The organism is Amycolatopsis sp. lyj-112 (assembly GCF_046549055.1).
In the GTDB taxonomy this organism is placed as follows: domain Bacteria; phylum Actinomycetota; class Actinomycetes; order Mycobacteriales; family Pseudonocardiaceae; genus Amycolatopsis.
In genome coordinates, this window is sequence record NZ_JAJPWS010000001.1 from 347,978 (window position 1) to 370,776 (window position 22,799).

Genomic DNA, 22,799 nt, shown 5'->3' on the forward strand with positions numbered 1-22,799 from the left:
GGCGTGTGCGGGTCCTCCACGCGTTTCTCTCACTGCTGCGGCGTTCTCCAGCGCCGGTCGTGGTCAATGTCAGCAGTGGCCTGGCTTCGCTGAGCCGAGCCGCCACCGCGGGAACATCGGCGCGGGCGTACCCAGGTGTCGCTTATCCGGCGTCGAAGGCCGCGGTCAACATGATCACCGTGCGGTACGCGAAGGCGTAGCTCCTCAGCGAAGGTTCCGCGCGAATGGCCCGCGAAGCCGGCGATCGACCTGTCGTTGACCGCGCAGCCGGACGACGACGAGTTCCGGATGACGGTTCTCGTCGATGACCTTGCGGACGCGCGCCCGCATGATCGGGTGGTACCGCCAGGCGATTTTGACGATGTGCTCGCGATCGGTGAAGAACGTGCGCAGCGGACCTCGACATTGCCACCGGCGATTTTCGAGCCGCGCCCGGCGCGACGTTTCAGCGTCCGGACGACGACGCGGGTCACGGTCAGGGTCCGCGGGTGGTCAAGCCAGACCAGTGCGTCGAGCCGTCCGGTCAGCTGCTCCCGGACCTCTTCGCCCTGCCATTCGATGGCCCAGTCGTTCCCGGTGAGGAACTCCAGGACATCGGCCTGCCAAGTCTCCCGCACCGTCCATCCGGGCCCGTGGAAGAAGGACTCGAACTCGACGAACGGCAGACCCATCCGCTCGCACAGGATTCGGGCGAGCGTCGACTTGCCCGATCCGGCCGGGCCCGCCACCGCGATCCGCTGGATTCGTCGTGCGGGAAGGGGATCGTCCGGGCCGATGACCTGCATACCGGGATCCTAGGAAAGAAGCCGGTTTCTCAGTGAGCCGGGAGGTACTTCACCGCGGCCATGACGCCATAGACCAGGGCGGCCAGGATCAGCACGATCATCGCGATCAGGACGAGCAGTACCGCGCAGCCGCCGAACCCGTCGCGTTTGCGCATCTCGCCTCTTGGCCGTGGAAGGAGCCCCTGCCGTCTTCAAGGTAGCAACCTGAAGCAACGGCCGTGGTCTTCGTGCTTTCAGCGAAATTGCTGGAGAGAGGGGGTATTCCCCGGATTTCGTAGTGTGCCCTCGGCAGGATTCGAACCTGCGACACCTGCCTCCGGAGGGCAGTGCTCTATCCCCTGAGCTACGAGGGCGTTGCCGCCTGAGCGACGTTCGAAGCTTAGCGCATACCGTCAGGGGGTCTCGCGCGCGGTGGTCGTTAACCGTGGTGGTGTTCGACGAGGCGCGCGAGGAGCCGGGTCAGCTGCTCCCGTTCGGCGGGTTCCAGTGGGGCGAGGAAGACGTCCTGCCTGTCGCTGACCAGGTCTTCCAGGTGTTGGAGGCGCCGGGTGCCGGTGCTGGTGAGGGTGATCAGGTTGCGCCTGCCGTCGGCCGGGTCGGGGGCGCGTTCGACGTAGCCCGCGTCGGCGAGTTCGTTGATGACGGCGACGACGTCGCTGCGGTCGATCCCGGTGCAGCGGCCCAGCGTGGCTTGGCTCGACGGGCCGTTCTCGTCGATGGCGGCGAGGATCCCGTAGTGGTACCGACGGGCGCCGCTGCGGGCGAACTCGTCGATCGCGAGCCGGTGTGCCACGGTGGCGGCCTGGTTGACCAGCCAGCTGGCCTTGCTGCGAAGCCGGGCGGGGGCGGTGCTCATCGGGGCAGCGTACCGAACCGTTGGCGGAACCAATGAATCCTGTTAGCGTTGGTGTTGCCAACGAACTGGGAGGACATCGTGATCGAACCGTACGAGGTGCGGATCCCCGAATCCGCCATCACCGACCTGCGGGCGCGGCTGCGCGGCACGCGCTGGCCCGAACCGGCCACTGTGGACGATTGGGAACAGGGTGTCCCGCTGGGGTTCGCGCGGGAGCTGTGCCGATATTGGGCCGAGGACTACGACTTCGGCCTGGCGGGACGGGTCAACTCCTTTCCGAATTTCAAGACCACTGTGGACGGTCTCGGTATCCATTTCCTGCATGTCCGCTCGCCGGAGCCGGACGCGACCCCGCTCGTGCTCACGCACGGGTGGCCGGGCTCGGTCGTCGAGTTCCTCGAGGTACTGGGGCCGCTGACCGATCCGCGTGCGTACGGTGGCGATCCCGCGGACGCGTTCCATGTCGTGGCACCGTCTTTGCCGGGATTCGGCTGGAGTGACAAGCCGCCGGTGACGGGGTGGACGGTCGAGCGCATCGCGCGGGCGTGGGACGAGGTGATGGGGCGCCTGGGTTACGAGCGCTACGTCGCGCAGGGCGGTGACTGGGGTTCCGCGGTGACGAACACGCTCGCCAAGGTCGTCCCGGAGCGGCTGATCGCCGTCCACGTGAACATGGCGGGCGTCGTGTACGACGAGGGCGTGCTGGGTGCGCCGACACCCGCCGAAAAGAAGACGATCGGCGATCTGGTGCGGTTCCGCGCGGTCGGGTCCGCGTACGCGCAGCAGCAGGCCACGCGTCCGCAGACGATCGGTTACGGGCTCACCGACTCGCCGGCGGCACAGGCCGCGTGGATCGCCGAGAAGTTCTGGGAGTGGACCGACAACGACGGTTCGCCGGAGAGCGCGCTGTCCTGGCGGCGGATGCTCGACGCGATCTCCGTCTACTGGTTCACCGCGACGGCGGCGTCGTCGGCGCGGATCTATTGGGAGAACAAGGAGCGGGACCTCTCCGAGGTTGCGGTTCCTTCGGGGATCTCGATCTTCCCTCGCGAGATCATCCGGCCGTCGCGGCGCTGGGCGGAGCTGCGCTACACCGATCTTCGCTGGTACGAGGAGCTGCCCAAGGGTGGTCACTTCGCCGCGTTCGAGCAGCCCGAGGCGTTCGTCGGGCAGCTGCGGGGGTTCATCCGGTCACTGAGGTAGCGGTGCGTGTCGGTTTCAGGTTTCGGGAAGGCCCTCCTGGGGGATGGCTTCCTTGTGTGGCTTAAGACATGGTGAACTTAGGCTCACCTGTATTGCACATATGCGCATGTGACAATATATTCGGCCTGTCGACTTCACGAGAGGCGGAACAATGGGTCACGGGCACGGGCATGGAACGGCCTCGCCGTCGAGCGCGTCAGGCCGCTACCTGAAGAGCCTGACGATCGCCCTGTGCGTCGGTTTCGGATTCATGGTCATGGAGTTCATCGTCGGGTTCGCCACCGGCTCGCTCGCCCTGATCTCCGACGCCGCCCATATGTTCACCGACGTCCTCGGGGTCGGGATGGCGCTGGCCGCGATCATGCTGGCCCGGCGCAGCGGGCCGACCCACACTCGCACTTTCGGGTTCTATCGGGCCGAGGTGCTCGCGGCGCTGGGCAACGCGATCCTGCTGTTCGGCGTCGCGGGCTACGTCCTGTTCGAGGCGGTCGGCCGGATCAAGGACCCGCCCGTCGTGCCCGGCCTGCCCGTGCTGCTGGCCGCCGCGGCGGGTCTGGTCGCGAACATCGTTTCGTTCCTGGTCCTGCGCAAGGGCGCCGAGGAGAGCATCAACGTCCGGGGCGCCTACCTCGAGGTCCTCGCCGACCTGATCGGCTCCGTCGGCGTGCTGGTGAGCGGCGTGATCACGCTGACGACCGGCTGGCGCTACGCCGACCCGATCATCGGTGTCGCGATCGGCCTGTTCGTCCTGCCCCGCACCTACGCCCTCGCTCGCCGTGCGCTGCGGATCCTGTTCCAGCACGCGCCGAAGGGCGTCGACGTCGCCGGGATCGAGGCCGAACTCGGCGCGCTGAAGGGCGTCGAAGACGTCCACGACCTGCACGTCTGGACCCTGACGTCCGGGATGGAGGTCGCGTCGGCGCATCTCACGATCGCACCGACCGTCGAGCAGTCCGCGGTGCTGACGGAGGCGCAGAACCTGCTGTCGAGCCGCTACTCGATCGAGCACGCGACCCTGCAGGTGGAAGTGCCCCAATGCGCTCAGCGCTGCCGGGAACTCTCCTGGTAGGGGGAGGGCGTCAGTCAGGGAGCGGAGCGGCCCCGCGCTCCTGCAGCAGTCCCTTCATCAGGGTGATCTCGGCACCCTGCGAAACGAGCATGCTCCGCGTCAGCGACTTCACGTCGGCCACCGCGGTGTGGTCGTTGCCGTACTGCGCCATCGCCGTGCCGCCCACGTGGTGCCGCAGCATCAGCTGAAGGAAGAAGACGTCCATCTCCTTGCCGGTCAGCGACCGCAGCTTGGCCAGTTCGGCCGACGTCGCCATCCCGGGCATCGGCGCGCCGTTCGACGGCTGCATCCCGGAGCCGCCGTGCCCGGAGTGGCCGGCCATCGGCTCGGTCATCCAGGTCATGTAGGCGCCGGTCGCCTGCTCGGGCTGGCCCCAGAGGCCGAGCCAGCCCTTCATCCGGCCGACCTGGCCGGTCTGCGTCCGCTCGATGTCGAACGCGAGGGTCTTGATCGCCTGATCGGCCGTGTGGTCCCGCGCCCAGCCCGCCATGGTGACGGCCTGGAGGTGGTGCACCGACATGTCCTGCGCGAAGCCGACCTCGACCGATCCCGCTCCCGGGTTCGTGGGAGCGGGATCGGTGTCGATCAGCCGGGTCGTCAAGGCGCCGAGGCCGAAGCCGAGGATCAGCATGACGACCAGGGCGGCCCCGATCACCAGCCATCGGGACGTCGGCGCGCGCGGTGTTTCGCCGCCGGTTTCGTCGACGTACTGGAGATCGGGGTCCATCTGGCTCACTACTTGCTCGCGGGCGCCGAGGGCTGGGTGGCCGGGGGCTGCGACGGCTGCCCGGGCTGCCCGTCCTGCTGGGTGCCCGCGGTGCCCTTGTAGTCCATCGGTTTGGCGTCCGGCCCCGGCGGGGTCGGGTCGAACTCGCCCGGCTCGATCTGCGCGTCGCAGGTGGCGTCACGCTCGGGGTACGCGCCGTACGGGTTGGTGCGCAGCGCCGCGATGAACTGGTCGATCCGCTCGTCGGTGGCGCTGTCCAGCTTCAGCTGGTGGCCCCAGGACTGCAGCGAGATCGGCTTGTCGAGGTTCGGGTACGGCGACATCGTGGTGTACGGCTTGCCCTCGACACGGACCTTCAGCAGGTCGAGCGCCTCGCCGCTGATCTGCTGCGGGTTGTAGGCGATCCAGACCGCGCCGTGCTCGAGACCGTGGACCATGTTCTCGTTGCGCACGGCGTTCGGGTAGACGACACCGTTGCACGAGGCCCAGGCCTGGTCGTGCGGTCCGCCGTAGGGCGGGGTCTTGTCGTAGGCGACGCGTTCGGCGGCGGTGACGTGCACGCTGCCTTCGTACGTCGTGGTGGTCACGCCGTTGATCCGCTTGGAGGGATCCGGGTCCTGCTGCGAAGGCGCGAAGGCGGCGGCGGTCTCTTCCCGCGTCTTCTGCTCGCGCTTCGGCGCCGAGGCGACCATGTAGTAGGTGACCACGGAAGCGGCCAGGGCGACGATCGCGACGACCGCGATGATCGTGCCCCAGGGTGTGCCCTTCTTGGACACGACGGAACTACGGGCGGCCTTCATGGCGTCCTTCGACGACGCGCCCTTTTTTCTGGTTGTCCCGTTAGCCATGGCTCCTGCGTTCTCCGAAGGGGGTGGGTCCCTGCGCGGGCCAGTGTAGAGACCGGACGTCTGATCACCGTGAACAGTGTGAAGATCACCGGCTTGGCTCACACCTTCCGGCGGTCGCTGCGAAGCCGGGACCAGGTCACACCTAGAATTCCACGAGTGACTCCCGCAGCTCTCGCCGACCTGGTCCGTAACTCAGCCGTGCAGGTTCTCACCGCGCGCGGTCTCGACGACTCCGTGCTGCCGGAGAAGGTGACGATCGAACGTCCCCGCAACCCCGAGCACGGTGATTACGCGACCAACCTGGCGCTGCAGGTGGCCAAGAAGGCGGGCATGAAGCCCCGCGACTTCGCCGACGCGCTGGCCGAGGCCCTCGCGGCCACGGACGGGATCGACTCGGCCGAGGTCGCCGGGCCGGGCTTCCTCAACCTGCGGCTCGCCGCCGACGCGCAGGGCCAGATCGTCCAGCAGGTGCTCGACGCCGGCGAGCGGTACGGCCTCGGCGACGCGCTGGCCGGGGTCAAGATCAACCTCGAGTTCGTCTCCGCGAACCCCACCGGCCCGATCCACCTCGGCGGCACCCGCTGGGCCGCGGTCGGCGACGCACTGGGCCGCGTGCTGTCCGCGCAGGGCGGCCTCGTCACCCGCGAGTACTACTTCAACGACCATGGCGGGCAGATCCCCCGGTTCGTCGGGTCGCTGATCGCCGCAGCCAAGGGCGAGCCCGCCCCCGAGGACGGCTACGCGGGCGGCTACATCAACGACATCGCCGCCGAGGTCATCCGGCAGGAGCCGAGCGCGCTGTCGCTGCCGGACGAGGAACGCGCCGAGACGTTCCGCCGGGTCGGCATCGAGCTGATGTTCACCGAGATCAAGCAGAGCCTGCACGACTTCGGCACCGACTTCGACGTCTACTTCCACGAGAACTCGTTGCACGAGTCCGGCGCGGTCGCGTCCGCGGTCCAGCGGCTGAAGGACTCCGGGAACCTGTACTTCGAGGACGGCGCCTGGTGGCTGAAGACCAAGGAGCACGGCGATGACAAGGACCGCGTCGTCATCAAGAAGGACGGCAACCCGGCTTACGTCGCCGGCGACCTCGCCTACTTCCAGGACAAGCGCAAACGCGGGTTCGACCTCTGCATCTACATGCTCGGTGCGGATCACCACGGCTACATCGCCCGGCTGAAGGCCGCCGCGGCCGCCTTCGGTGACGACCCGGCCGTCGTCGAGGTGCTGATCGGCCAGATGGTCAACCTGGTCTCCGACGGCAAGCCCGTCCGGATGAGCAAGCGCGCGGGCACCGTGATCACCATGGAGGACCTCGTCGGGACCGTCGGTGTCGACGCGGCCCGCTACGAGCTGATCCGCTACTCGGTCGATTCCACTTTGGACGTCGACCTCGATCTGCTGCGCAAGCATTCGAACGACAACCCGGTCTACTACGTCCAGTACGCCCACGCGCGGCTGGCCTCGTTGCAGCGCAACGCTTCCGACCTCGGCCTCACGTCCGGCGGCGACGTCGACTTCGGACTGCTGACGCTGCCCGCCGAAGGTGACCTGATCCGGACGCTCGGCGAATTCCCGACCGTCCTCCGCCGGGCCGCACTGCTGCGCGAACCGCACCGTGTCGCCCGGTACCTCGAAGAACTCGCCGGTGCGTACCACAAGTTCTACGCCGTCGGCCGCGTGCTGCCCCAGGGCGACGAGGAGGCCACCCCCCTCACGTTCGCCCGGCTCGCGCTGTGCGAAGCCGTCCGCCAGGTGCTGGCGAACGGTCTCAACGTGCTCGGTGTCTCTGCTCCGGAACGGATGTAATCGATGGCTCACCCCGCGGGCCCCCGCCACGCCGACGTCTACCCCCACGCCGACGCTTCCGGTTTCCCGCCGTCGAGTGCCGACGAGCTCGACAGGCTGTACCCGAAAGTCTGGCCCCGCAACACTTTCCGCGGCGGAGACGGCGTCGTGCGCATCGCCGGCGTCGACGTCCGCGAACTCGCCGAGAAGTACGGCACGCCGCTGTTCATCGTCGACGAAGCCGACTTCAAGTCCCGCTGCGCCGACTACGCCGAGGCGTTCGACGACCCGGCGCTCGTGCACTACGCGTCCAAGGCGTTCCTGTCCATCGAGATCGCCCGCTGGGTGGCCGAGCAGGGGCTGAGCCTGGACGTCTGCAGCGGCGGCGAACTCGCCGTGGCGCAGCGCGCGAACTTCCCGGCCGAGCGGATCACCTTCCACGGCAACAACAAATCGGTCGCCGAACTCGAAGCCGCGGTCGAGGCCGGTGTCGGCACGGTCGTGGTCGACTCCTACTTCGAGATCGCGCGGCTGGCCGACGTCGCCGTCCGGAACGACATCGTCCAGGAAGTGCTGATCCGGGTCACCGTCGGCGTCGAGGCGCATACGCACGAATTCATCGCGACGGCGCACGAGGACCAGAAGTTCGGCTTCTCGCTGGCCTCCGGTGACGCGGCCGAGGCCGTGCGCCGGGTGCTCAACGCGCCGTCGCTCAAGCTGGTCGGCCTGCACAGCCACATCGGTTCGCAGATCTTCGACGCCGACGGTTTCGAGGTCGCCGCCCGCCGCGTGGTCGGCCTGCTCGCCGAACTGGCGAAGGAGCACGGCACCGACCTGCTCGACCAGCTGTCCATCGTCGACCTCGGCGGCGGTTTCGGTATCGCCTACACCGACAAGGACAACCCGCCGCCGCCCGCGCAGATGATCACGCAGATCCGCGAGATGGTGCGCAAGGAATGCGAGTACGCGGGCCTTCCGGTGCCGAGAATCGCCGGTGAACCGGGTCGGGCCATCGCCGGTCCCGGCACCATCACGCTGTACGAGGTCGGCACCATCAAGGACGTCTCGCTCGGCGACAACGCCGCCCGGCGCTACGTCAGCGTCGACGGCGGGATGAGCGACAACATCCGCACTGCGCTCTACGACGCGGTGTACGACTGCCGCGTCGTTTCCCGCTCCGCGGACGACGGTGACGGCCAGGTGGCCGCCGCGTTGTCCCGGGTCGTGGGAAAACACTGTGAATCCGGTGACATCGTCGTCCGGGACTGCTGGCTGCCCGACACCCTGGCACCCGGCGACCTGCTCGCCGTGGCGGCCACGGGGGCGTATTGCTACTCGATGGCCAGCGGGTACAACCGGCAGCCGCGGCCCGCGGTGGTGGCCGTGCGCAACGGCAGCGCCCGCGTGCTGCTGCGGCGGGAGACGACGGACGACATGCTGCGCCTGGAGGTCTAGCAAGTGTCTACTGTAGACGGACGCGTGATCAGGGTCGCCCTGCTCGGCTGCGGGACGGTCGGCGGTGAAGTGGTCCGGCTCCTCACCGAGCAGGCCGACGAGCTCGCCGCCCGGGCCGGCGCCCGGGTGGAGCTGGCCGGGATCGCGGTGCGGCGCCCAGACAAGCACCCCGAACTGCCACCGGAGCTGGTGACCTCCGACGTGACGAAGCTCGTCACCTCCGACGACGTCGACGTGGTCGTCGAACTGGTCGGCGGGGTCGAGCCGGTGCGGGAGTGGCTGCTCGACGCGCTCAAGGCCGGAAAAGCCGTTGTCACAGCGAACAAAGCGCTGCTGGCCGAGCATTCCGCGGAACTGTTCGAGGCGGCCGACGCGGCCGGTGTCGACCTGTATTTCGAGGCGGCCGTTGCCGGGGCGATCCCGTTGCTGCGCCCGCTGCGCGAATCGATGGCCGGCGACCGCATCACCCGCGTGATGGGCATCGTCAACGGCACCACCAACTTCATCCTCTCCGCGATGGACCAGACAGGCGCCGGTTACGCGGAGACGCTCGAAGAGGCCAGCAGGCTCGGATACGCCGAGGCGGACCCGACGGCCGACGTCGACGGCTACGACGCCGCGTCGAAGGCCGCGATCCTCGCCTCGCTCGCGTTCCACACCCGGGTGACCGCCTCCGACGTGCACCGCGAAGGCATCGCCGACGTCACGGCCTCGGACCTCGCCGCGGCGAACGTGCTGGGCCGGACGGTGAAACTGCTCGCCATCTGCGAGCGCGTCACGGCCGACGACGGCGTCGAATCGATTTCGGCGCGCGTGCACCCGGTGATGATCCCGCGCAGCCACCAGCTCGCGGGTGTCGGCGGCGCGTTCAACGCCGTCTACGTCGAGGCCGACGCGGCGGGCGAGCTGATGTTCTACGGACAGGGCGCCGGTGGCGCGCCCACCGCGAGCGCCGTGCTCGGCGACCTCGTCGCGGTGGCCCGCAACCGGGTCGTCGGCGGCCGCGGCCCGCGCGAATCCGCGCACGCCGCGCTTCCGGTGCGGCCGATGGGCCAGACGCCGACGCGCTACCACGTCAGTCTCGACGTGGCCGACCGCGCGGGTGTGCTCGCCCAGGTGGCGCTGGCGTTCGCCGCGCACGGTGTCAGCATCGCCGCGGTGCGGCAGCGGGACGCCAACGACACGGCCAGCCTGGTCGTGGTCACCCACCTGGCGCCCGACGCCGCCCTGAAGTCCACTGTGGACGATATTGCCGAACTCGACGTGGTGAACCAGGTCGTCAGCGTGATGCGCGTGGAAGGCGAAGACCAGTGATCTCCCAGCCCTGGCCCGGAATCATCCAGGCGTACCCCGACCGGATCCCGGTCCCGTCCGGCGCGAAGGTGATCACGCTCGGCGAGGGCAACACACCGCTGCTGCCCGCGCCGCATCTTTCGGACCTGACCGGCTGCGAGGTCTATCTCAAGGTCGAAGGCGCGAACCCGACCGGATCCTTCAAGGACCGCGGGATGACCGTCGCCATCACGCACGCGCTCGCGAGCGGGCTCCAGGCGGTCATCTGCGCCTCCACCGGCAACACGTCGGCCTCGGCCGCGGCCTACGCGGCCCGCGCCGGGCTCACCTGCGCGGTGCTGGTGCCCCAGGGCAAGATCGCGATGGGCAAACTCGCCCAGGCCGTGCTGCACGGCGCGCGGATCCTGCAGGTGGACGGCAACTTCGACGACTGCCTCGAACTCGCGCGCAAGACCGCGGTCGACTATCCGGTGACGCTGGTCAACTCGGTCAACCCGGTGCGTATCGCGGGCCAGAAGTCGGCCGCGTTCGAGATCTGCGACGCCCTCGGCAAGGCGCCGGACATCCACTGCCTGCCGGTCGGCAACGCCGGCAACATCACCGCCTACTGGGCGGGGTATTCCGAGTACGCCGGTGACGGTGTGGTGAAGAACACCCCGCGCATGTTCGGCTTCCAGGCCGCCGGCGCGGCCCCGCTGGTGCACGGCGAACCCGTGGCGGACCCGGACACCATCGCGACCGCGATCCGCATCGGCAGCCCCGCTTCCTGGGGTGCCGCGGTGAAGGCGAAGGACGCCTCCGCCGGGCTGTTCGAGGCCGTCACCGACGAGAAGATCCTCGAGGCGTACCGGCTCCTCGCCCGCAAGGAGGGCGTGTTCGTCGAGCCCGCCTCGGCGACGAGCGTCGCCGGGCTGCTCGCCACGGCCGCCGACGGACGCCTGCCGAAGGGCTCCTTGGTGGTCTGCACGGTCACCGGGCACGGCCTGAAGGACCCGGCCACGGCGCTGGAAGGCAACGTCGAGGTCGAGCCGCTCGCCGTCGACCCGACGGCCGTCGCCGCCGCGCTGGACCTGCGATGACGCTGATCACCGTCAAGGTCCCGGCGTCCTCGGCGAACCTCGGACCGGGGTTCGACACGCTGGGCCTCGCCCTCGCGCTGTACGACACCGTCGAGCTGCGGATCACCGACGCCGGGCTCAAGGTCGAGGTGATCGACGCCGGCGCGGGCGGGGTGGACGACGTCCCGACCGACGAGTCGCACCTCGTCGTGCGGGCCTTCCGGCGCGGCTGCGAACACTTCGGCATCCGGCCGCCCGGTCTGCACCTGCGGTGCTTCAACGCCATCCCGCACGCTCGCGGGCTCGGCTCGTCGGCCGCCGCCGTCGTGACCGGCGTCTCAGCGGCGTATGCGCTGGCTGAGAAGGCCCTGGACGACGACGCGCTGCAACTGGCCGCCGGGTTCGAAGGGCACGCCGACAACGCGGCGGCGAGCCTGCTGGGCGGCTTCGTGGTCGCCTGGAACGAGGGCGAGCGCTTCCGCGCCGAACGGCTCCAGCCGCATCACGACATCCGGCCCGTGGTCGCCGTCCCCGCGCTGCGCTCCTCGACCGACGCCACGCGCGGGCTGCTGCCCGCGCAGGTCCCGCACGCGGACGCGGCGTTCACCGCCGGCCGGGCGGCGCTCGCGGTGCACGCCCTCACGGCGCGCCCCGACCTGTTGCTCTCCGCTACCGAAGATCGGCTTCACCAGCACTACCGGGCGCCCGCGTACCCGGCGAGCAGCGAGCTGGTCCGCGCGCTGCGGGCCGAAGGGGTGGCCGCGGCCATCTCCGGGGCGGGTCCGTCCGTGCTCGCGCTGACCACGACCGGAGTACTCCCGGCGGGCATCGACGTCACATCGTTCGACGTCATCGAGTTGCCGATCGATCCGGGCGGCGTTCAGGTTGCGGCTCAGTAAAGCCTCGGTCACGTGCGGGACCCTGGCCCCGCCACGCGGGGGGTGGTTGTTGCACCCGGCCGTGGCGCGGACTACCCTCGGGGGCGTTCGATCACCGTGCGTTTCCGCACCCGGTGCCGGGCCAGGTGAACAGTGAGATCCTTGGCTCGCATCCTTCGTTGATCCGCCAGTTCCGCACACCGCCTGGCAAGCGGGAGTGGCGGAGGGACGCAGGCGGGTTCCCGGTTCCAGCGGTGCCGAATTCCGCTTCCTCCGTTTGGGGGAAGCAAACCCCTTGTGCTGGAGGCCTTCTAGCTGTGTTCAACACGGCCGAGGAGCTGCTCACCCGCATCGGGGGACAGATACGCCGTTTCGCAATCGGACGCGAACGGCGGTCCGCTGATCCGCCTGGAGGCGTGGATCGGTCAGGAAGGACATTTGTGAGCAACACCGATCTTTTGAGCGACGTCGAGGGTGGCGCCGCCGAGTCGAACGGCGTCGTCGCTCCCAAGCGGACGGTCGGCGGGTTGACCGGCAAGACCGTCGCGGAACTGCGCTCGATCGCTGGGGATCTTGGCATCGGCGAGACCACGGGTATGCGTAAGGGCGACCTGATCGCGGCCATCCGTGAGCGCCAGGGCAAGACCAAGCGCAAGACCCCCGCGGCGGCGAGCGAAACGCTTCCGCTCGAGGGGATCGAAGTACCACAGAAGGCTCCCAAGTCGGAGGCCCCGAAGCAGGCGGCTCCCAAGCAGGAGTCCCCGAAGGCCGAAGCGCCCAAGGCGGAGACGGCTCCGGCCGAGGCTCCGCGCGTGGAAAAGGCCGAGAAGGTTTCGGAGAACGGTTCCGCGCAGGCCGCCGAGCGCCCGGCGCAGCAGGAGAACCAGCAGGACGGCCAGTCGCAGCAGGAAGAGGGCGGCCGCAGCCGTCGTCGCCGCGGCTCGAACCGTGCCGCGGGTTCGCCCGAGCAGGGCGGCCAGCAGCGGGAGCGCGGTGAGCAGCGCGAGCGCGGCGACCGCAACGAACGCGGCGACCGCAACGAACGCGGTGACCGCAACGAACGCGGTGACCGTGCCGAGCGCGGCGAGCGTGCCGAGCGCAACGACCGCGGTGACCGAGGCGAACAGCCCGGCAACCGCCAGGGCAACCGGGACGGCGGCCGTGACGGCAACCGCGATGGTGGCCGTGACGGCAACCGCGAAAACCGGGGCCAGGACAGCCGGGGCCAGCGCAACCAGCCGCAGGGCGGCCAGGACAACCGTGGCCAGAGCCAGGGCCAGGGCCCGCAGGGTGACGACGACGAGGAAGGCGGCCGTCGCGGCCGTCGCTTCCGCGACCGTCGCCGCCGGGGCAGTGGCGGTGGACGGCCCGAAGCCGGTTCGCCGGACACCGAGATCCGCGAGGACGACGTCCTGCTGCCCGTCGCGGGCATCTTGGACGTGCTGGACAACTACGCGTTCGTCCGTACCTCGGGCTACCTCGCCGGGCCGAACGACGTGTACGTCTCGCTTTCGCTGGTCCGCAAGTACGGCCTGCGCCGTGGTGACGCCATCACCGGTGTCGTGCGCCAGCCGCGTGACGGCGAGCAGCAGCGGCAGAAGTTCAACCCGCTGGTGCGCGTCGACTCGATCAACGGCCTGGAGCCGAACGAGGCGAAGAACCGCCCCGACTTCACCAAGCTGACCCCGCTGTACCCGAACGAGCGCCTGCGCCTCGAAACCGAGTCGCACAAGCTCACGACCCGCGTCATCGACCTGGTGATGCCGGTCGGCAAGGGACAGCGTGCGCTGATCGTCTCGCCGCCGAAGGCCGGTAAGACCACGATCATGCAGGACATCGCGAACGCGATCTCCACGAACAACCCCGAGTGCCACCTGATGGTCGTCCTGGTGGACGAGCGTCCGGAAGAGGTCACCGACATGCAGCGGTCGGTGAAGGGTGAGGTCATCGCCTCCACCTTCGACCGTCCGCCGTCCGACCACACGTCGGTCGCGGAGCTGTCGATCGAGCGGGCGAAGCGGCTCGTCGAGATGGGCCACGACGTCGTCGTGCTGCTCGACTCGATCACCCGCCTCGGCCGTGCGTACAACCTCGCGGCCCCGGCTTCCGGCCGGATCCTCTCCGGTGGTGTCGACTCGACCGCGCTCTTCCCGCCGAAGCGTTTCCTCGGCGCGGCGCGCAACATCGAGAACGGCGGCTCGCTCACGATCTTCGCCACGGCGATGGTCGAGACCGGGTCCACCGGTGACACGGTGATCTTCGAAGAGTTCAAGGGCACCGGTAACGCGGAGCTCAAGCTCGACCGGAAGATCGCCGAGCGCCGGGTGTTCCCCGCGGTGGACGTCAACCCGTCCGGTACCCGCAAGGAAGACCTGCTGCTCTCGCCGGACGAGCTCGCGGTCACCCACAAGCTGCACCGGGTGCTGCACGCGCTGGACTCGCAGCAGGCGATCGACCTGCTGATCTCGCGTCTGCGCAAGACGAAGACCAACCTCGAGTTCCTCATGCAGGTCTCGAAGACGGCCCTCGGCTCGAACGACGACGACTGATTTTTCGAAGCGAAGGGGCCCTTCGCCGCATCTCATGCGGTGAAGGGCCCCTTCGTCACGTCCGGGGAGGACGAGATGGGTTCGGTACCGGGGCGGATCGTCGTCTACGGCGTCACCGGTTCGGGGAAGACGACCTTGGCCCGGAAACTGGCCGAGCGCACCGGGCTGCCGTGGCATTCGGTGGACGACGACCTCGCTTGGGAACCGGGCTGGGTGGCCGTGCCCGACGAGGAGCAACGGCGCCGGATCACCCTCTTGGTCGCTGAAGACCGCTGGATCATCGACGGCATGTTCTCCAGATGGCGCGACATCGCCTTGCCCCGGGCCGAACTGATCGTGGCGCTGGACTATCCGCGCTGGGTTTCGCTGAGCAGGCTGGTGCGCCGGACGGTGGTGCGCTGCGTCACCCGCCGCCGGATCTGCAACGGCAACGTCGAGACAGTGCGAGAGATCTTCTCGGGCGACTCGATCATCGTGTGGCACTTCCGGTCCTTCGCCCGCAAACGGCGGATCCTCCGCGGCTGGGAGGCCGACCCCGGGGTGCCTGTGGTGCGGCTGACCTCGCCGCGGAAGACAAGGCGTTGGCTCGCGTCTCGTGAGTGGTGATGACGGTTCTAACCGTCATTACCACTCACGAGGCAGGCGGCTCAGCGGTGCGGGCGGGCGGCCGGGGTCCAGCCGCGGTAGGCGTTGAAGTAGTGCACGCTCGACGCGTGGCCGATCTTGCCGCCGATGCTGGAGGCGTAGATCCCGCCGCTGCCGTCGGCGATGCCCACGTGGCCCCACTGGCTGATGTTCCAGTACACGAAGGCGCCCTTCGGCGGCGTCCCGGTCGTGTGCTTCGGGCTCGCGCCGTTCCAGTGGGCGTTGGCCGAGGCCCACACGCCGGTGGTGCCGTAGGCGTTCTCGACGGCCTTCTCGCAGAGGCCCTGGTAGGCGGTCGAGCCCAAGCGGTTCTTGAACCACTGGACCGCGCCGGCGGGCGTGCCGTCACCGGCACCCTGGATGGCGAGGTCGCCTTCGGACAGCGTGGTGAACGTGCCGGCCGCCGGGTTGATGTCGGCGGCGGTGATGGTGGCGCCCGCGTCGTGGGCGGCCGGAGCGGCCGAGGCGACCGGTGCCACGGCGAAGGCGGCGATGGCCAGCGCGGCGACGGACGCCGGCTTCGCGACCTTGGCGAGGATGGTGCGCATGTTCAGTACCTCCTGTTGAGGAATTACCAACAAGAGAACCATCGCGTGACTAAGTACAAATTTCGTACAACCGGGTGTGGATAGTTGATAACTCAACGTGTCGGAATATCGCGAGGGAGGGGTGCGTTAACCCCACTGCCAGCGCATCTGGCAAAATAAACCGCTGAAGTCCGGCACCGGTTCACCCCGCACGGGGACCCGGGGCCAACGAGAGAGGACCCCATGAAGAGCGGTATTCACCCCGAGTACGTGGTCACGAACGTGAACTGCGACTGCGGTAACACCTTCACCACGCGCAGCACCAAGACCTCCGGCAGCCTCCACGTCGAGATCTGCTCGAACTGCCACCCGTTCTACACCGGCAAGCAGAAGCTCATGGACACCGGCGGCCGCGTCGCGCGCTTCGAGGCTCGCTACGGCAAGCGCAAGAAGACCGAAGACGCCAAGTAGCTTGATCGACGGCGCCTACCCGCATGTTCGGGTAGGCGCCGTTTTTCATGGTTTTACCGCGTTTGCTTCAGTTCCGGTGCCGTAGAGAGGTGGAATGGTGGACTCGAGTTCGCTGAAGGGTCTGCTCGAAGAGCACGCCCGGCTGGAAGAGCAGCTGGCCGACCCGTCCGTGCACACCGACCAGGCACGCGCGCGCAAGCTCGGCCGCCGCTACGCGGAGCTGAGCCCCGTCATCGCGACGATCCGCGAGCTCGACACCGCCCGCGAAGACCTCGAAGCGGCGAAGGAGCTGGTGTCGGAAGACGCGGCCTTCGCGGCCGAGGCAGACGAGATCTCCGCCAAGATCCCCGTACTCGAGTCCAAGCTCACCGAACTGCTCCTGCCTCGCGACCCGTACGACGGTTCCGACGTGGTCATGGAGATCAAATCGGGTGAAGGCGGCGAGGAGTCGGCACTGTTCGCCGGCGACCTGCTGCGGATGTACCTGCGCTACGCCGAGCGTCACGGCTGGAAGGCCGAAGTCCTCGACTCCGTGGACTCGGACCTCGGCGGCTTCAAGGACGTCACGGTGTCCATCAAGAGCAAGTCGGCCGCCGTCGACGGCGTCTGGGCGCGGCTGAAGTTCGAGGGCGGCGTGCACCGCGTACAGCGCGTGCCCGCCACCGAATCGCAGGGCCGCATCCACACCTCCGCGTCCGGCGTGCTCATCTACCCCGAACCCGAGGACGTCGAGGTCGAGATCGACCCGAACGACCTGCGGATCGACGTCTACCGTTCGTCCGGCCCCGGCGGCCAGAGCGTGAACACCACCGACTCGGCCGTGCGCATCACGCACCTCCCGACCGGTGTGGTCGTCTCGTGCCAGAACGAGAAGTCGCAGATCCAGAACCGCGCCCGCGCCCTGCAGGTCCTGCAGGCCCGCCTCCAGGCGATCGCCGAGGAGCAGGCCGCCGCGAAGGCCTCGGACGCGCGCCGCTCGCAGGTCCGCACCGTCGACCGCTCCGAGCGTGTCCGCACCTACAACTTCGCCGAGAACCGCATCGCCGACCACCGAGTGAACTACAAGGCGTACAACCTGGACCAGGTCCTCGACGGCGACCTCGACAACGTGCTGGACGCGTTGATCACCGCGGACCGCGAAGAGCGCTTGGCCGCCCACGCCGGCTGATCTCTGATGACGGACGACGGTGTTGCGTATCCGGCGATGCGGGAGATGGTCGTCGATGCCGTCCGGGCCCTCTCGGATGTCGACTACCAGTGGCGTGAGTGGGTCCGGCGGGAGAGCGGTCCGGCGCTACAGGACAGCTTCACGATGCAGTTCAACGCGTTGGAAGATGTCCGAATGCTCGAAGAGCCGAAAGGCGCCCTCAGCGACATTTTGCGTGACGAGCGCGAGGTGGCGATCTTCGGTCCGCTGAACGACGCTTTGGAGAACCTGTTCGGCAAGCTGGGTACGGAGCTGTCGGACGAGGAGTATCTGAACTCGGCAGAATGGCCCCAGGTGGTGGACGCGGCCAAAGAGGCCTTGGCGGTCCTTCTGGAGAACCGCTAGCCGGGCTCGGTGTAGAACGGGTCGTCTTCCAGTCCGGTGTGGACGGCCCGGACGGACATGCCCACACTGGACAGACGGCCGGTCACCTCGTTGGTGACTCGGCTGAGCGCTTCGTCGCCGCTTTCTCCGGCGTCGGCCGGGAATGCCGACAACAGCACCGCTTCGCAAGGCCCTGCGTCCGTGCTGATCCGGATCAGCGACGCCGAAAGATCCGTCGCGGGCGGGCCGCAAAGGCGGACGGCGGTCTGCAGGTCCCCGGTGGGGACGAAAAGATGTACGCGCGAGATGACATCGGAGTCCGCGCGCGGGGTGAAATCGTGCCGCGGAACGTACGCCGGTTCACGCGGATCGGTGCCGCCGAATGTCGCCATAAGCGAATAAAGTGTGTAGCCGTCGGCCTTCGTGTCGTAAGCGTCGTAGCTTCCGTATTGGCCGGTTTCCGGGGTGCCATGGATTTCGAAGAATTCCGCATTCAGGCCGAAGTGGAAAAGCGCCGGTACCGCGGCACGATGCAAGGTGTCGGCAGGTTCCTCGCCGTCGGCGGGCGGTGTGCGATAACCGACGGAGACCGCGTAGCCCTTCCATCCGCCTTCGGGGTCCGCCCGGCAGATCTCCAGCTCGGAGGCCTCGAACTCGCCGATCAAGCGTTCACCAAGGGCCGCGGCCGCCGCGAAATCGTCGGATTCGATGTTCGCGGATATCCGCGTGACGGCTTCGGTTTCCCGGAGATCCATGACTGATTTCTTTTGGGTTCAGTGGGAAGAGACGGCCACTTCCGGTTCCGCCTCTTCGAGCGGAGCCGATTCTTCCTTACGTCGTGGCAGGAACGAGATCGCCACGAAGGACGCCGCCAGCAACGTCGGGAAGATCGTCAGCTGCTGGTGCTTGACGTTCTCGATGCCTTCCGCGAGCCCCGCCAACAGGAACTGGCCCATCGAGAACAGCAGGAACATCAAGATCAGGATTCCGACCTCGCGGCGTCCGGCGCGTTTCCGGAAGGCGCGGATTCCGCCCCAGGCGATGAGCAGCCAGATCGGCAGCAGCGCGAACAGCCCCAGCGGAGCGAGCCAGCCGGACACGGTGGACAGGATCGGGACCCGGTACTCCTTGGCCAGCGGCGGCTGCCCGGCGTGCTCGCCGAAGCTGCCGAGGTTCGGCACCCGCGCGGTCAAGGTCTCCTTCGCGGCCTTGTGCAGGATCTCGACGACGCGCACAGGGTGCGAAAGGTAGTACTGGGCCACGTTCCGGCGGCTGATCTTGTCGCGGAATTCTTGGTACTCGGCGAAATGCGGCGCCGAGTCGGAACCCCACCAACCGGTGCCGATGTACTTCGCGGAGTCGGGCGGTAGGCCCAGCGCCGCGAGGTCGCCGCTGGTGTCGTGTTTCCCGTCCACGATGGCGTTGAAGATGACGTGGTAGGTGTTCATCTCGCGGTACTCGGCGTTGGCCGCGTCGCCCTGGCCCTGGACCAGTGCGCTGCCCGCGCCGACGACGGCGAGCACGGCCAGCGGCAGTGCCCACCGGGCGAGGCCGCGGCTGGCCGCGGGCCGGACGAACAGCAGCGCGAGCGCCAGCAGCGGGATCAGCAGCAGCGTCTGCGACTTCGCGTTGATCCCGATCATCGCGCCGAGCACCGTGACAGCGGCGCCGGTGTAGCGCCACGGCCCGGTGCGGTGCATCAGCAGGAGCCCGCCGGCCAGGATCAGCATGCCGAGGAACGCGGCGCCTTCGCTCATCACGGAGGCGAAGTAGCCGAAGAAGGCGGAGTCCGCGGCGACCAGCAGCAGCGCCGCCGTGGCGATGACGCTGTTGCGGACCGAAAGGCGAAGACCCGTCACGATCGCGGCGATCCCGCCCGCGGCCAGCAGAACGCCCATCATGCCCACGACCAGCAGATTCAAGACCGCGGACGAGCCCAGAAGCTGACCGATCCCGGCGGCGAGCTTCTCGATCCAGCTCTGGCTGGAGATGTACTCGCTGACGCAGGGCGGGGCCTCGCCATAGGCGAAGCGGACGTAGAACTCGGAAGGCCGGTCGAGTTCCTTGGCACCGAGCTGGCACAAGATGCGCCAACCGTCGCCGTTGTCGGCCATGCCGATCGGCCTCGGAACCAGCCAGCGGATCAGAAGGACCCCGAGCGCGGCGACGAACACGCCCAGGGTGAGCCTGATTTCCCGGATCTTCACCCGCGTCACCTTAGAAGATTCCGCACGGTGATCGGTCCGTGGCCTCCTTGAACGGGCCAGAACGGGGCTACCCGGCCGTGGTGAGGAACTTCTGAATCGCTTCGAGCCATTCGTCGCGGGCTTCGGCACCGATATCGTGCCCGGCGTCGATCTCGACCAGCCGGGCGCCGGGGATGCCGGCCGCGAGCTCGCGGGAGTGCGACGGCGGGGCGAGGCCGTCCTGCATTGTGGCGATGACCAGGGTCGGGACCGAGATGCCCGCGAGTTCGGCGCGGGTGTCGACGCTCTCGACCAGCCCTACATGCTCGAGTGTGCCCTCCGGGACGAACCCGACGAGCCCTTCGATGGCCGCTTCCAGCTCGGCCGGGGTGAGCGCGTTCAGGTACTTCTCGCCGGAGGCGGCGAAGATGAGGAACTTTGCCAGCAGCTTCGGGTCGCCGCCGAGCAGTTCACGCCAGATGTCGACGGCCAGCTGGAGGCGGTTGTCCGGCTTCGCGAAGCCGGAGGTCAGGATGAGCCCGGTGACCCGCTCGGGATGCCGGGTCGCGGCCCGCACGGCGACGCCGGTGCCCACGGAGTAGCCGAGGATCGCGAAGCGCTCCAGCCCGGCGTCGACGGCGATGGCGACCAGTTCGTCGGCGACGGCGTCGAGGTCCAGCGGTCCGGTGCTGCGCGGGGTGGCGCCCGTACCCGGGTAGTCGGGGCCCACGACGGTGTGAGTGCGGGCGAGGTCGTCGAGGATGGTGCCGAAGTTGCCTTCCACGCTGCCGCCGCCACCGTGGGCGAGCAGCAGGCCGGGACCGGAACCGCGGACGAGGTGCGCGAAATGATTCGTCATGGCGGCGACGTTAGGTACTGACATCGGTGTGAAGGTCAATCACGGATGACGGGGGTCACATGCTGATCGGCGAACTGTCCCGGCGGACGGACGTGAACCAGCGGCTGCTGCGCTACTACGAGGAGCAGGGACTGCTGGCGTCCCGGCGCGACTCCAACGGTTACCGCGTCTATGAGGAGGACGCCGTGACCACGGTCCGGCAGATCCGCGGGCTGCTCGGGGCGGGACTGAGCAGCCAGGTGATCGCCAAGGTGCTGCCTTGCGCGAACGGGGAACTGCCCGAGCTGGAGCTGTGCCCGACGGTCGTGGCGGAGATCCGGCGAGAACTGGCCGCGATGGACGACCGCATGGACACTCTCCGGCAGCGGCGCGGGACACTGGCCGGATATCTGACCGCCGACGCGTAGGAGAAGTGTGGAAGCCCTGGCGAAGTTCGGGTTCGAACTGGGTGTGCTCAAGCGGATCCGGCGTGCGGGCTGGTGGCAGGCAGGGGTCCGCGATCCCGAGTCGGTCGCCGAGCACACCACCAGGGTCGCGCAGCTGGCCGGGCTCTTGGCGGCCGAGGGCGGGGCCGACCCGGCTCGCGCGGCGTATCTCGCGCTCTGGCACGACACGCAGGAGACGCGAACGGGCGATCTTCCGCACACGATCAAGGGTTTCGTCGAGAAGCCGGACCCGAGGGCGATCACCGCGGCCCAGACGGCGGCGCTGGGGGAGTCCGCAAAGGACTCAGTGCGCGACGCCGTCGACGAGTACGAGTCCGCGGAGAGCCCGGAGGCGTTGTACGCACGCGATGCGGACAAGCTCGAGATGTTGCTTCAAGCCGTCGAGTACCGCGATATCGGCGTACGGAACGTCGACGAGTGGATCGCTTCGGCGATGAAGAGCCTCCAGACCGACTTGGCCCGGCGAGTGGCCGAAGCGGCGCTGACGTTGTCGTCGCTCTCGTGGCGGGTGCGCTGAAAGGAATCGATACCCTGAGCCCGCGTGTATCGACCACGGCACGCGTGCCCCGTGTGTCACGCTTGACGATGTGAAGGAACCCCAGTGAATCGGCAGCCGTTGCGCCTCGCCATCATGGAAGCGACCCGAATCCTCACCGAGGCCGGCGTGGCATCGCCCCGGTCGGACGCGGAGATCATCGCCTCCCATGTCCTCGGCGTCGATCGCGGCCGCCTGCCGATGGTGCCGCTGGTGGACCCACCGGTCATCGACGCGATCGGCCAGCTGGTGACGCAGCGCGCCAAGCGGATCCCGCTGCAGTACCTCACCGGGTGGGCCGCGCTCGGCGACATCACCGTCAACGTCGGCGCCGGGGTCTTCGTCCCGCGCCCGGAGACCGAACTGCTCCTGGAATGGGGCCTCAAGCTGCTGCACGGGCGCGAGTACCCGGTGGTGGTCGATCTGTGCACCGGTTCCGGCGCGCTGGCGCTGGCCGTGCAGCACGCGCGACCGGACGCCGTCGTCTACGCCGTCGACATCGACTCCCAGGCGCTCGCCTGGGCCCGGCACAACGCCGACGTCCACGCCGACGCCGGTGACACGCCCATCCGGCTGTATTCCGGCGATGTCGCCGACAGCACGATGTTCGCCGAGCTCGACGGGCTCGTCGACCTGGTCCTGTGCAACCCGCCGTACGTGCCCGAAGGCACTCCGGTGCCCGCGGAAGTCGCCGATCACGACCCGGCGCGCGCGGTGTTCGCGGAGGAGAGCGGGCTGGCGGTGATCCGGCACGCGATCGCCGCCGCCGCGCGCCTGCTGCGGCCCACCGGCGGCATGGCGATCGAGCACGACGACACGCACGGTTCCGCCGTTCCGGCGCTGGTGCGGGCACGGCGCGTGCTGACCGAGGTGCAGGGCCACATCGACCTCGCGGGACGCCCGCGTTTCGTCACCGCCATCCGCGTCTCCTGACCTCCTGCCCCCGCGTTTCGTCCTCTGGTTGCGGTACTTGCGCGTGCAACGACCGCGAGTAGAGGACTAAACGCGACGATAGTTAGCGGGACTCACGACTTCCGGCGGTGCCCAGGGCAAAGCCCACCTCCTAACGTCGATCACGGCCGCCTGA

At 68.6% G+C, this 22,799-nt stretch carries 24 protein-coding genes and 1 tRNA gene; 15 read left to right on the top strand and 10 right to left on the bottom strand.

What is annotated here, in order from left to right:
* Positions 1 to 29 precede the first annotated feature (29 nt).
* The 4 genes from ACLJRL_RS01585 to ACLJRL_RS01600 form a co-directional block, all read right to left on the bottom strand.
* Entirely contained in the window at positions 30 to 785 is a 756-nt protein-coding gene (locus ACLJRL_RS01585; RefSeq protein ID WP_410654166.1) for a hypothetical protein, read from the bottom strand.
* A 29-nt stretch (positions 786 to 814) separates the two neighbouring features.
* A complete protein-coding gene (locus tag ACLJRL_RS01590) occupies positions 815 to 940 on the bottom strand; it encodes a hypothetical protein (protein ID WP_410654167.1) in 126 nt (41 codons plus the stop codon).
* A gap of 125 nt (positions 941 to 1,065) precedes the next feature.
* Positions 1,066 to 1,138, bottom strand: a tRNA-Arg gene (locus ACLJRL_RS01595).
* A 65-nt stretch (positions 1,139 to 1,203) separates the two neighbouring features.
* Positions 1,204 to 1,641, bottom strand: a complete 438-nt coding sequence (locus tag ACLJRL_RS01600; protein WP_410654168.1) for a MarR family winged helix-turn-helix transcriptional regulator — start codon at positions 1,639 to 1,641, stop codon at positions 1,204 to 1,206.
* 75 nt (positions 1,642 to 1,716) lie between these two features.
* On the opposite strand from ACLJRL_RS01600, the gene ACLJRL_RS01605 reads away from it, so the two are divergent.
* Together ACLJRL_RS01605 and ACLJRL_RS01610 are read left to right on the top strand one after the other, a co-directional pair.
* On the top strand, positions 1,717 to 2,844 hold the full coding sequence (locus ACLJRL_RS01605; protein WP_410655124.1) for an epoxide hydrolase family protein: 1,128 nt from the start codon (positions 1,717 to 1,719) through the stop codon (positions 2,842 to 2,844).
* Positions 2,845 to 2,995: 151 nt separating this feature from the next.
* Positions 2,996 to 3,913 carry a cation diffusion facilitator family transporter gene (locus ACLJRL_RS01610; protein WP_410654169.1) on the top strand — a complete coding sequence of 306 codons (918 nt, stop codon included), beginning with the start codon at positions 2,996 to 2,998 and terminating at the stop codon, positions 3,911 to 3,913.
* A 10-nt stretch (positions 3,914 to 3,923) separates the two neighbouring features.
* Here the strand turns inward: ACLJRL_RS01610 and ACLJRL_RS01615 are convergent, their stop codons facing one another.
* Positions 3,924 to 4,640, bottom strand: a complete 717-nt coding sequence (locus ACLJRL_RS01615; RefSeq protein ID WP_410654170.1) for a DUF305 domain-containing protein — start codon at positions 4,638 to 4,640, stop codon at positions 3,924 to 3,926.
* An 8-nt stretch (positions 4,641 to 4,648) separates the two neighbouring features.
* Positions 4,649 to 5,440 carry a DUF3105 domain-containing protein gene (locus ACLJRL_RS01620; RefSeq protein WP_410655125.1) on the bottom strand — a complete coding sequence of 264 codons (792 nt, stop codon included), beginning with the start codon at positions 5,438 to 5,440 and terminating at the stop codon, positions 4,649 to 4,651.
* Positions 5,441 to 5,644: 204 nt separating this feature from the next.
* On the opposite strand from ACLJRL_RS01620, the gene argS reads away from it, so the two are divergent.
* From argS to ACLJRL_RS01655, 7 genes are all read left to right on the top strand, one after another.
* A complete protein-coding gene (gene argS / locus ACLJRL_RS01625; protein ID WP_410654171.1) occupies positions 5,645 to 7,300 on the top strand; it encodes an arginine--tRNA ligase in 1,656 nt (551 codons plus the stop codon).
* 3 nt (positions 7,301 to 7,303) lie between these two features.
* On the top strand, positions 7,304 to 8,734 hold the full coding sequence (gene lysA / locus ACLJRL_RS01630) for a diaminopimelate decarboxylase (protein ID WP_410654172.1): 1,431 nt from the start codon (positions 7,304 to 7,306) through the stop codon (positions 8,732 to 8,734).
* 3 nt (positions 8,735 to 8,737) lie between these two features.
* Entirely contained in the window at positions 8,738 to 10,048 is a 1,311-nt protein-coding gene (locus tag ACLJRL_RS01635; RefSeq protein ID WP_410654173.1) for a homoserine dehydrogenase, read from the top strand.
* Complete coding sequence (gene thrC, locus ACLJRL_RS01640; protein ID WP_410654174.1) at positions 10,045 to 11,106, top strand: threonine synthase; 1,062 nt, start codon at positions 10,045 to 10,047, stop codon at positions 11,104 to 11,106. The genes ACLJRL_RS01635 and thrC overlap by 4 nt, the downstream gene beginning before the upstream one ends.
* Positions 11,103 to 11,984, top strand: a complete 882-nt coding sequence (gene thrB / locus ACLJRL_RS01645) for a homoserine kinase (protein WP_410654175.1) — start codon at positions 11,103 to 11,105, stop codon at positions 11,982 to 11,984. The genes thrC and thrB overlap by 4 nt, the downstream gene beginning before the upstream one ends.
* Positions 11,985 to 12,403: 419 nt before the next feature.
* Positions 12,404 to 14,512: a transcription termination factor Rho gene (gene rho, locus ACLJRL_RS01650; RefSeq protein ID WP_410654176.1), complete on the top strand. Its 2,109-nt coding sequence runs from the start codon at positions 12,404 to 12,406 to the stop codon at positions 14,510 to 14,512.
* A 75-nt stretch (positions 14,513 to 14,587) separates the two neighbouring features.
* Positions 14,588 to 15,118, top strand: a complete 531-nt coding sequence (locus tag ACLJRL_RS01655; protein ID WP_410654177.1) for an AAA family ATPase — start codon at positions 14,588 to 14,590, stop codon at positions 15,116 to 15,118.
* A 41-nt stretch (positions 15,119 to 15,159) separates the two neighbouring features.
* Here ACLJRL_RS01655 and ACLJRL_RS01660 read toward each other — a convergent pair whose 3' ends face one another.
* Positions 15,160 to 15,705, bottom strand: a complete 546-nt coding sequence (locus ACLJRL_RS01660; protein ID WP_410654178.1) for a CHAP domain-containing protein — start codon at positions 15,703 to 15,705, stop codon at positions 15,160 to 15,162.
* Between the two features lie 222 nt (positions 15,706 to 15,927).
* On the opposite strand from ACLJRL_RS01660, the gene rpmE reads away from it, so the two are divergent.
* The 3 genes from rpmE (at position 15,928) to ACLJRL_RS01675 (ending at position 17,707) form a co-directional block, all read left to right on the top strand.
* Positions 15,928 to 16,155, top strand: coding sequence for a 50S ribosomal protein L31 (gene rpmE, locus ACLJRL_RS01665; protein ID WP_410654179.1), 228 nt, complete (start codon positions 15,928 to 15,930; stop codon positions 16,153 to 16,155).
* A gap of 97 nt (positions 16,156 to 16,252) precedes the next feature.
* Positions 16,253 to 17,323, top strand: coding sequence for a peptide chain release factor 1 (gene prfA, locus ACLJRL_RS01670; protein ID WP_410655126.1), 1,071 nt, complete (start codon positions 16,253 to 16,255; stop codon positions 17,321 to 17,323).
* A 6-nt stretch (positions 17,324 to 17,329) separates the two neighbouring features.
* Complete coding sequence (locus ACLJRL_RS01675; RefSeq protein ID WP_410654180.1) at positions 17,330 to 17,707, top strand: SCO4402 family protein; 378 nt, start codon at positions 17,330 to 17,332, stop codon at positions 17,705 to 17,707.
* Here ACLJRL_RS01675 and ACLJRL_RS01680 read toward each other — a convergent pair.
* The 3 genes from ACLJRL_RS01680 to ACLJRL_RS01690 all read right to left on the bottom strand — a co-directional run bounded on the left by ACLJRL_RS01680 (position 17,704) and on the right by ACLJRL_RS01690 (position 20,731).
* A complete protein-coding gene (locus ACLJRL_RS01680; RefSeq protein ID WP_410654181.1) occupies positions 17,704 to 18,441 on the bottom strand; it encodes a hypothetical protein in 738 nt (245 codons plus the stop codon). The two genes, ACLJRL_RS01675 and ACLJRL_RS01680, sit on opposite strands and share 4 nt — an antisense overlap.
* A gap of 18 nt (positions 18,442 to 18,459) precedes the next feature.
* Positions 18,460 to 19,893, bottom strand: a complete 1,434-nt coding sequence (locus tag ACLJRL_RS01685) for a hypothetical protein (protein WP_410654182.1) — start codon at positions 19,891 to 19,893, stop codon at positions 18,460 to 18,462.
* A 67-nt stretch (positions 19,894 to 19,960) separates the two neighbouring features.
* Entirely contained in the window at positions 19,961 to 20,731 is a 771-nt protein-coding gene (locus tag ACLJRL_RS01690; RefSeq protein WP_410654183.1) for an alpha/beta fold hydrolase, read from the bottom strand.
* A 59-nt stretch (positions 20,732 to 20,790) separates the two neighbouring features.
* On the opposite strand from ACLJRL_RS01690, the gene ACLJRL_RS01695 reads away from it, so the two are divergent.
* From ACLJRL_RS01695 to prmC, 3 genes are all read left to right on the top strand, one after another.
* Positions 20,791 to 21,138, top strand: a complete 348-nt coding sequence (locus ACLJRL_RS01695; protein ID WP_410654184.1) for a MerR family transcriptional regulator — start codon at positions 20,791 to 20,793, stop codon at positions 21,136 to 21,138.
* 7 nt (positions 21,139 to 21,145) lie between these two features.
* Positions 21,146 to 21,694, top strand: a complete 549-nt coding sequence (locus ACLJRL_RS01700) for an HD domain-containing protein (RefSeq protein WP_410654185.1) — start codon at positions 21,146 to 21,148, stop codon at positions 21,692 to 21,694.
* A gap of 84 nt (positions 21,695 to 21,778) precedes the next feature.
* Positions 21,779 to 22,645 carry a peptide chain release factor N(5)-glutamine methyltransferase gene (gene prmC, locus ACLJRL_RS01705; protein WP_410654186.1) on the top strand — a complete coding sequence of 289 codons (867 nt, stop codon included), beginning with the start codon at positions 21,779 to 21,781 and terminating at the stop codon, positions 22,643 to 22,645.
* Positions 22,646 to 22,799 lie beyond the last annotated feature (154 nt).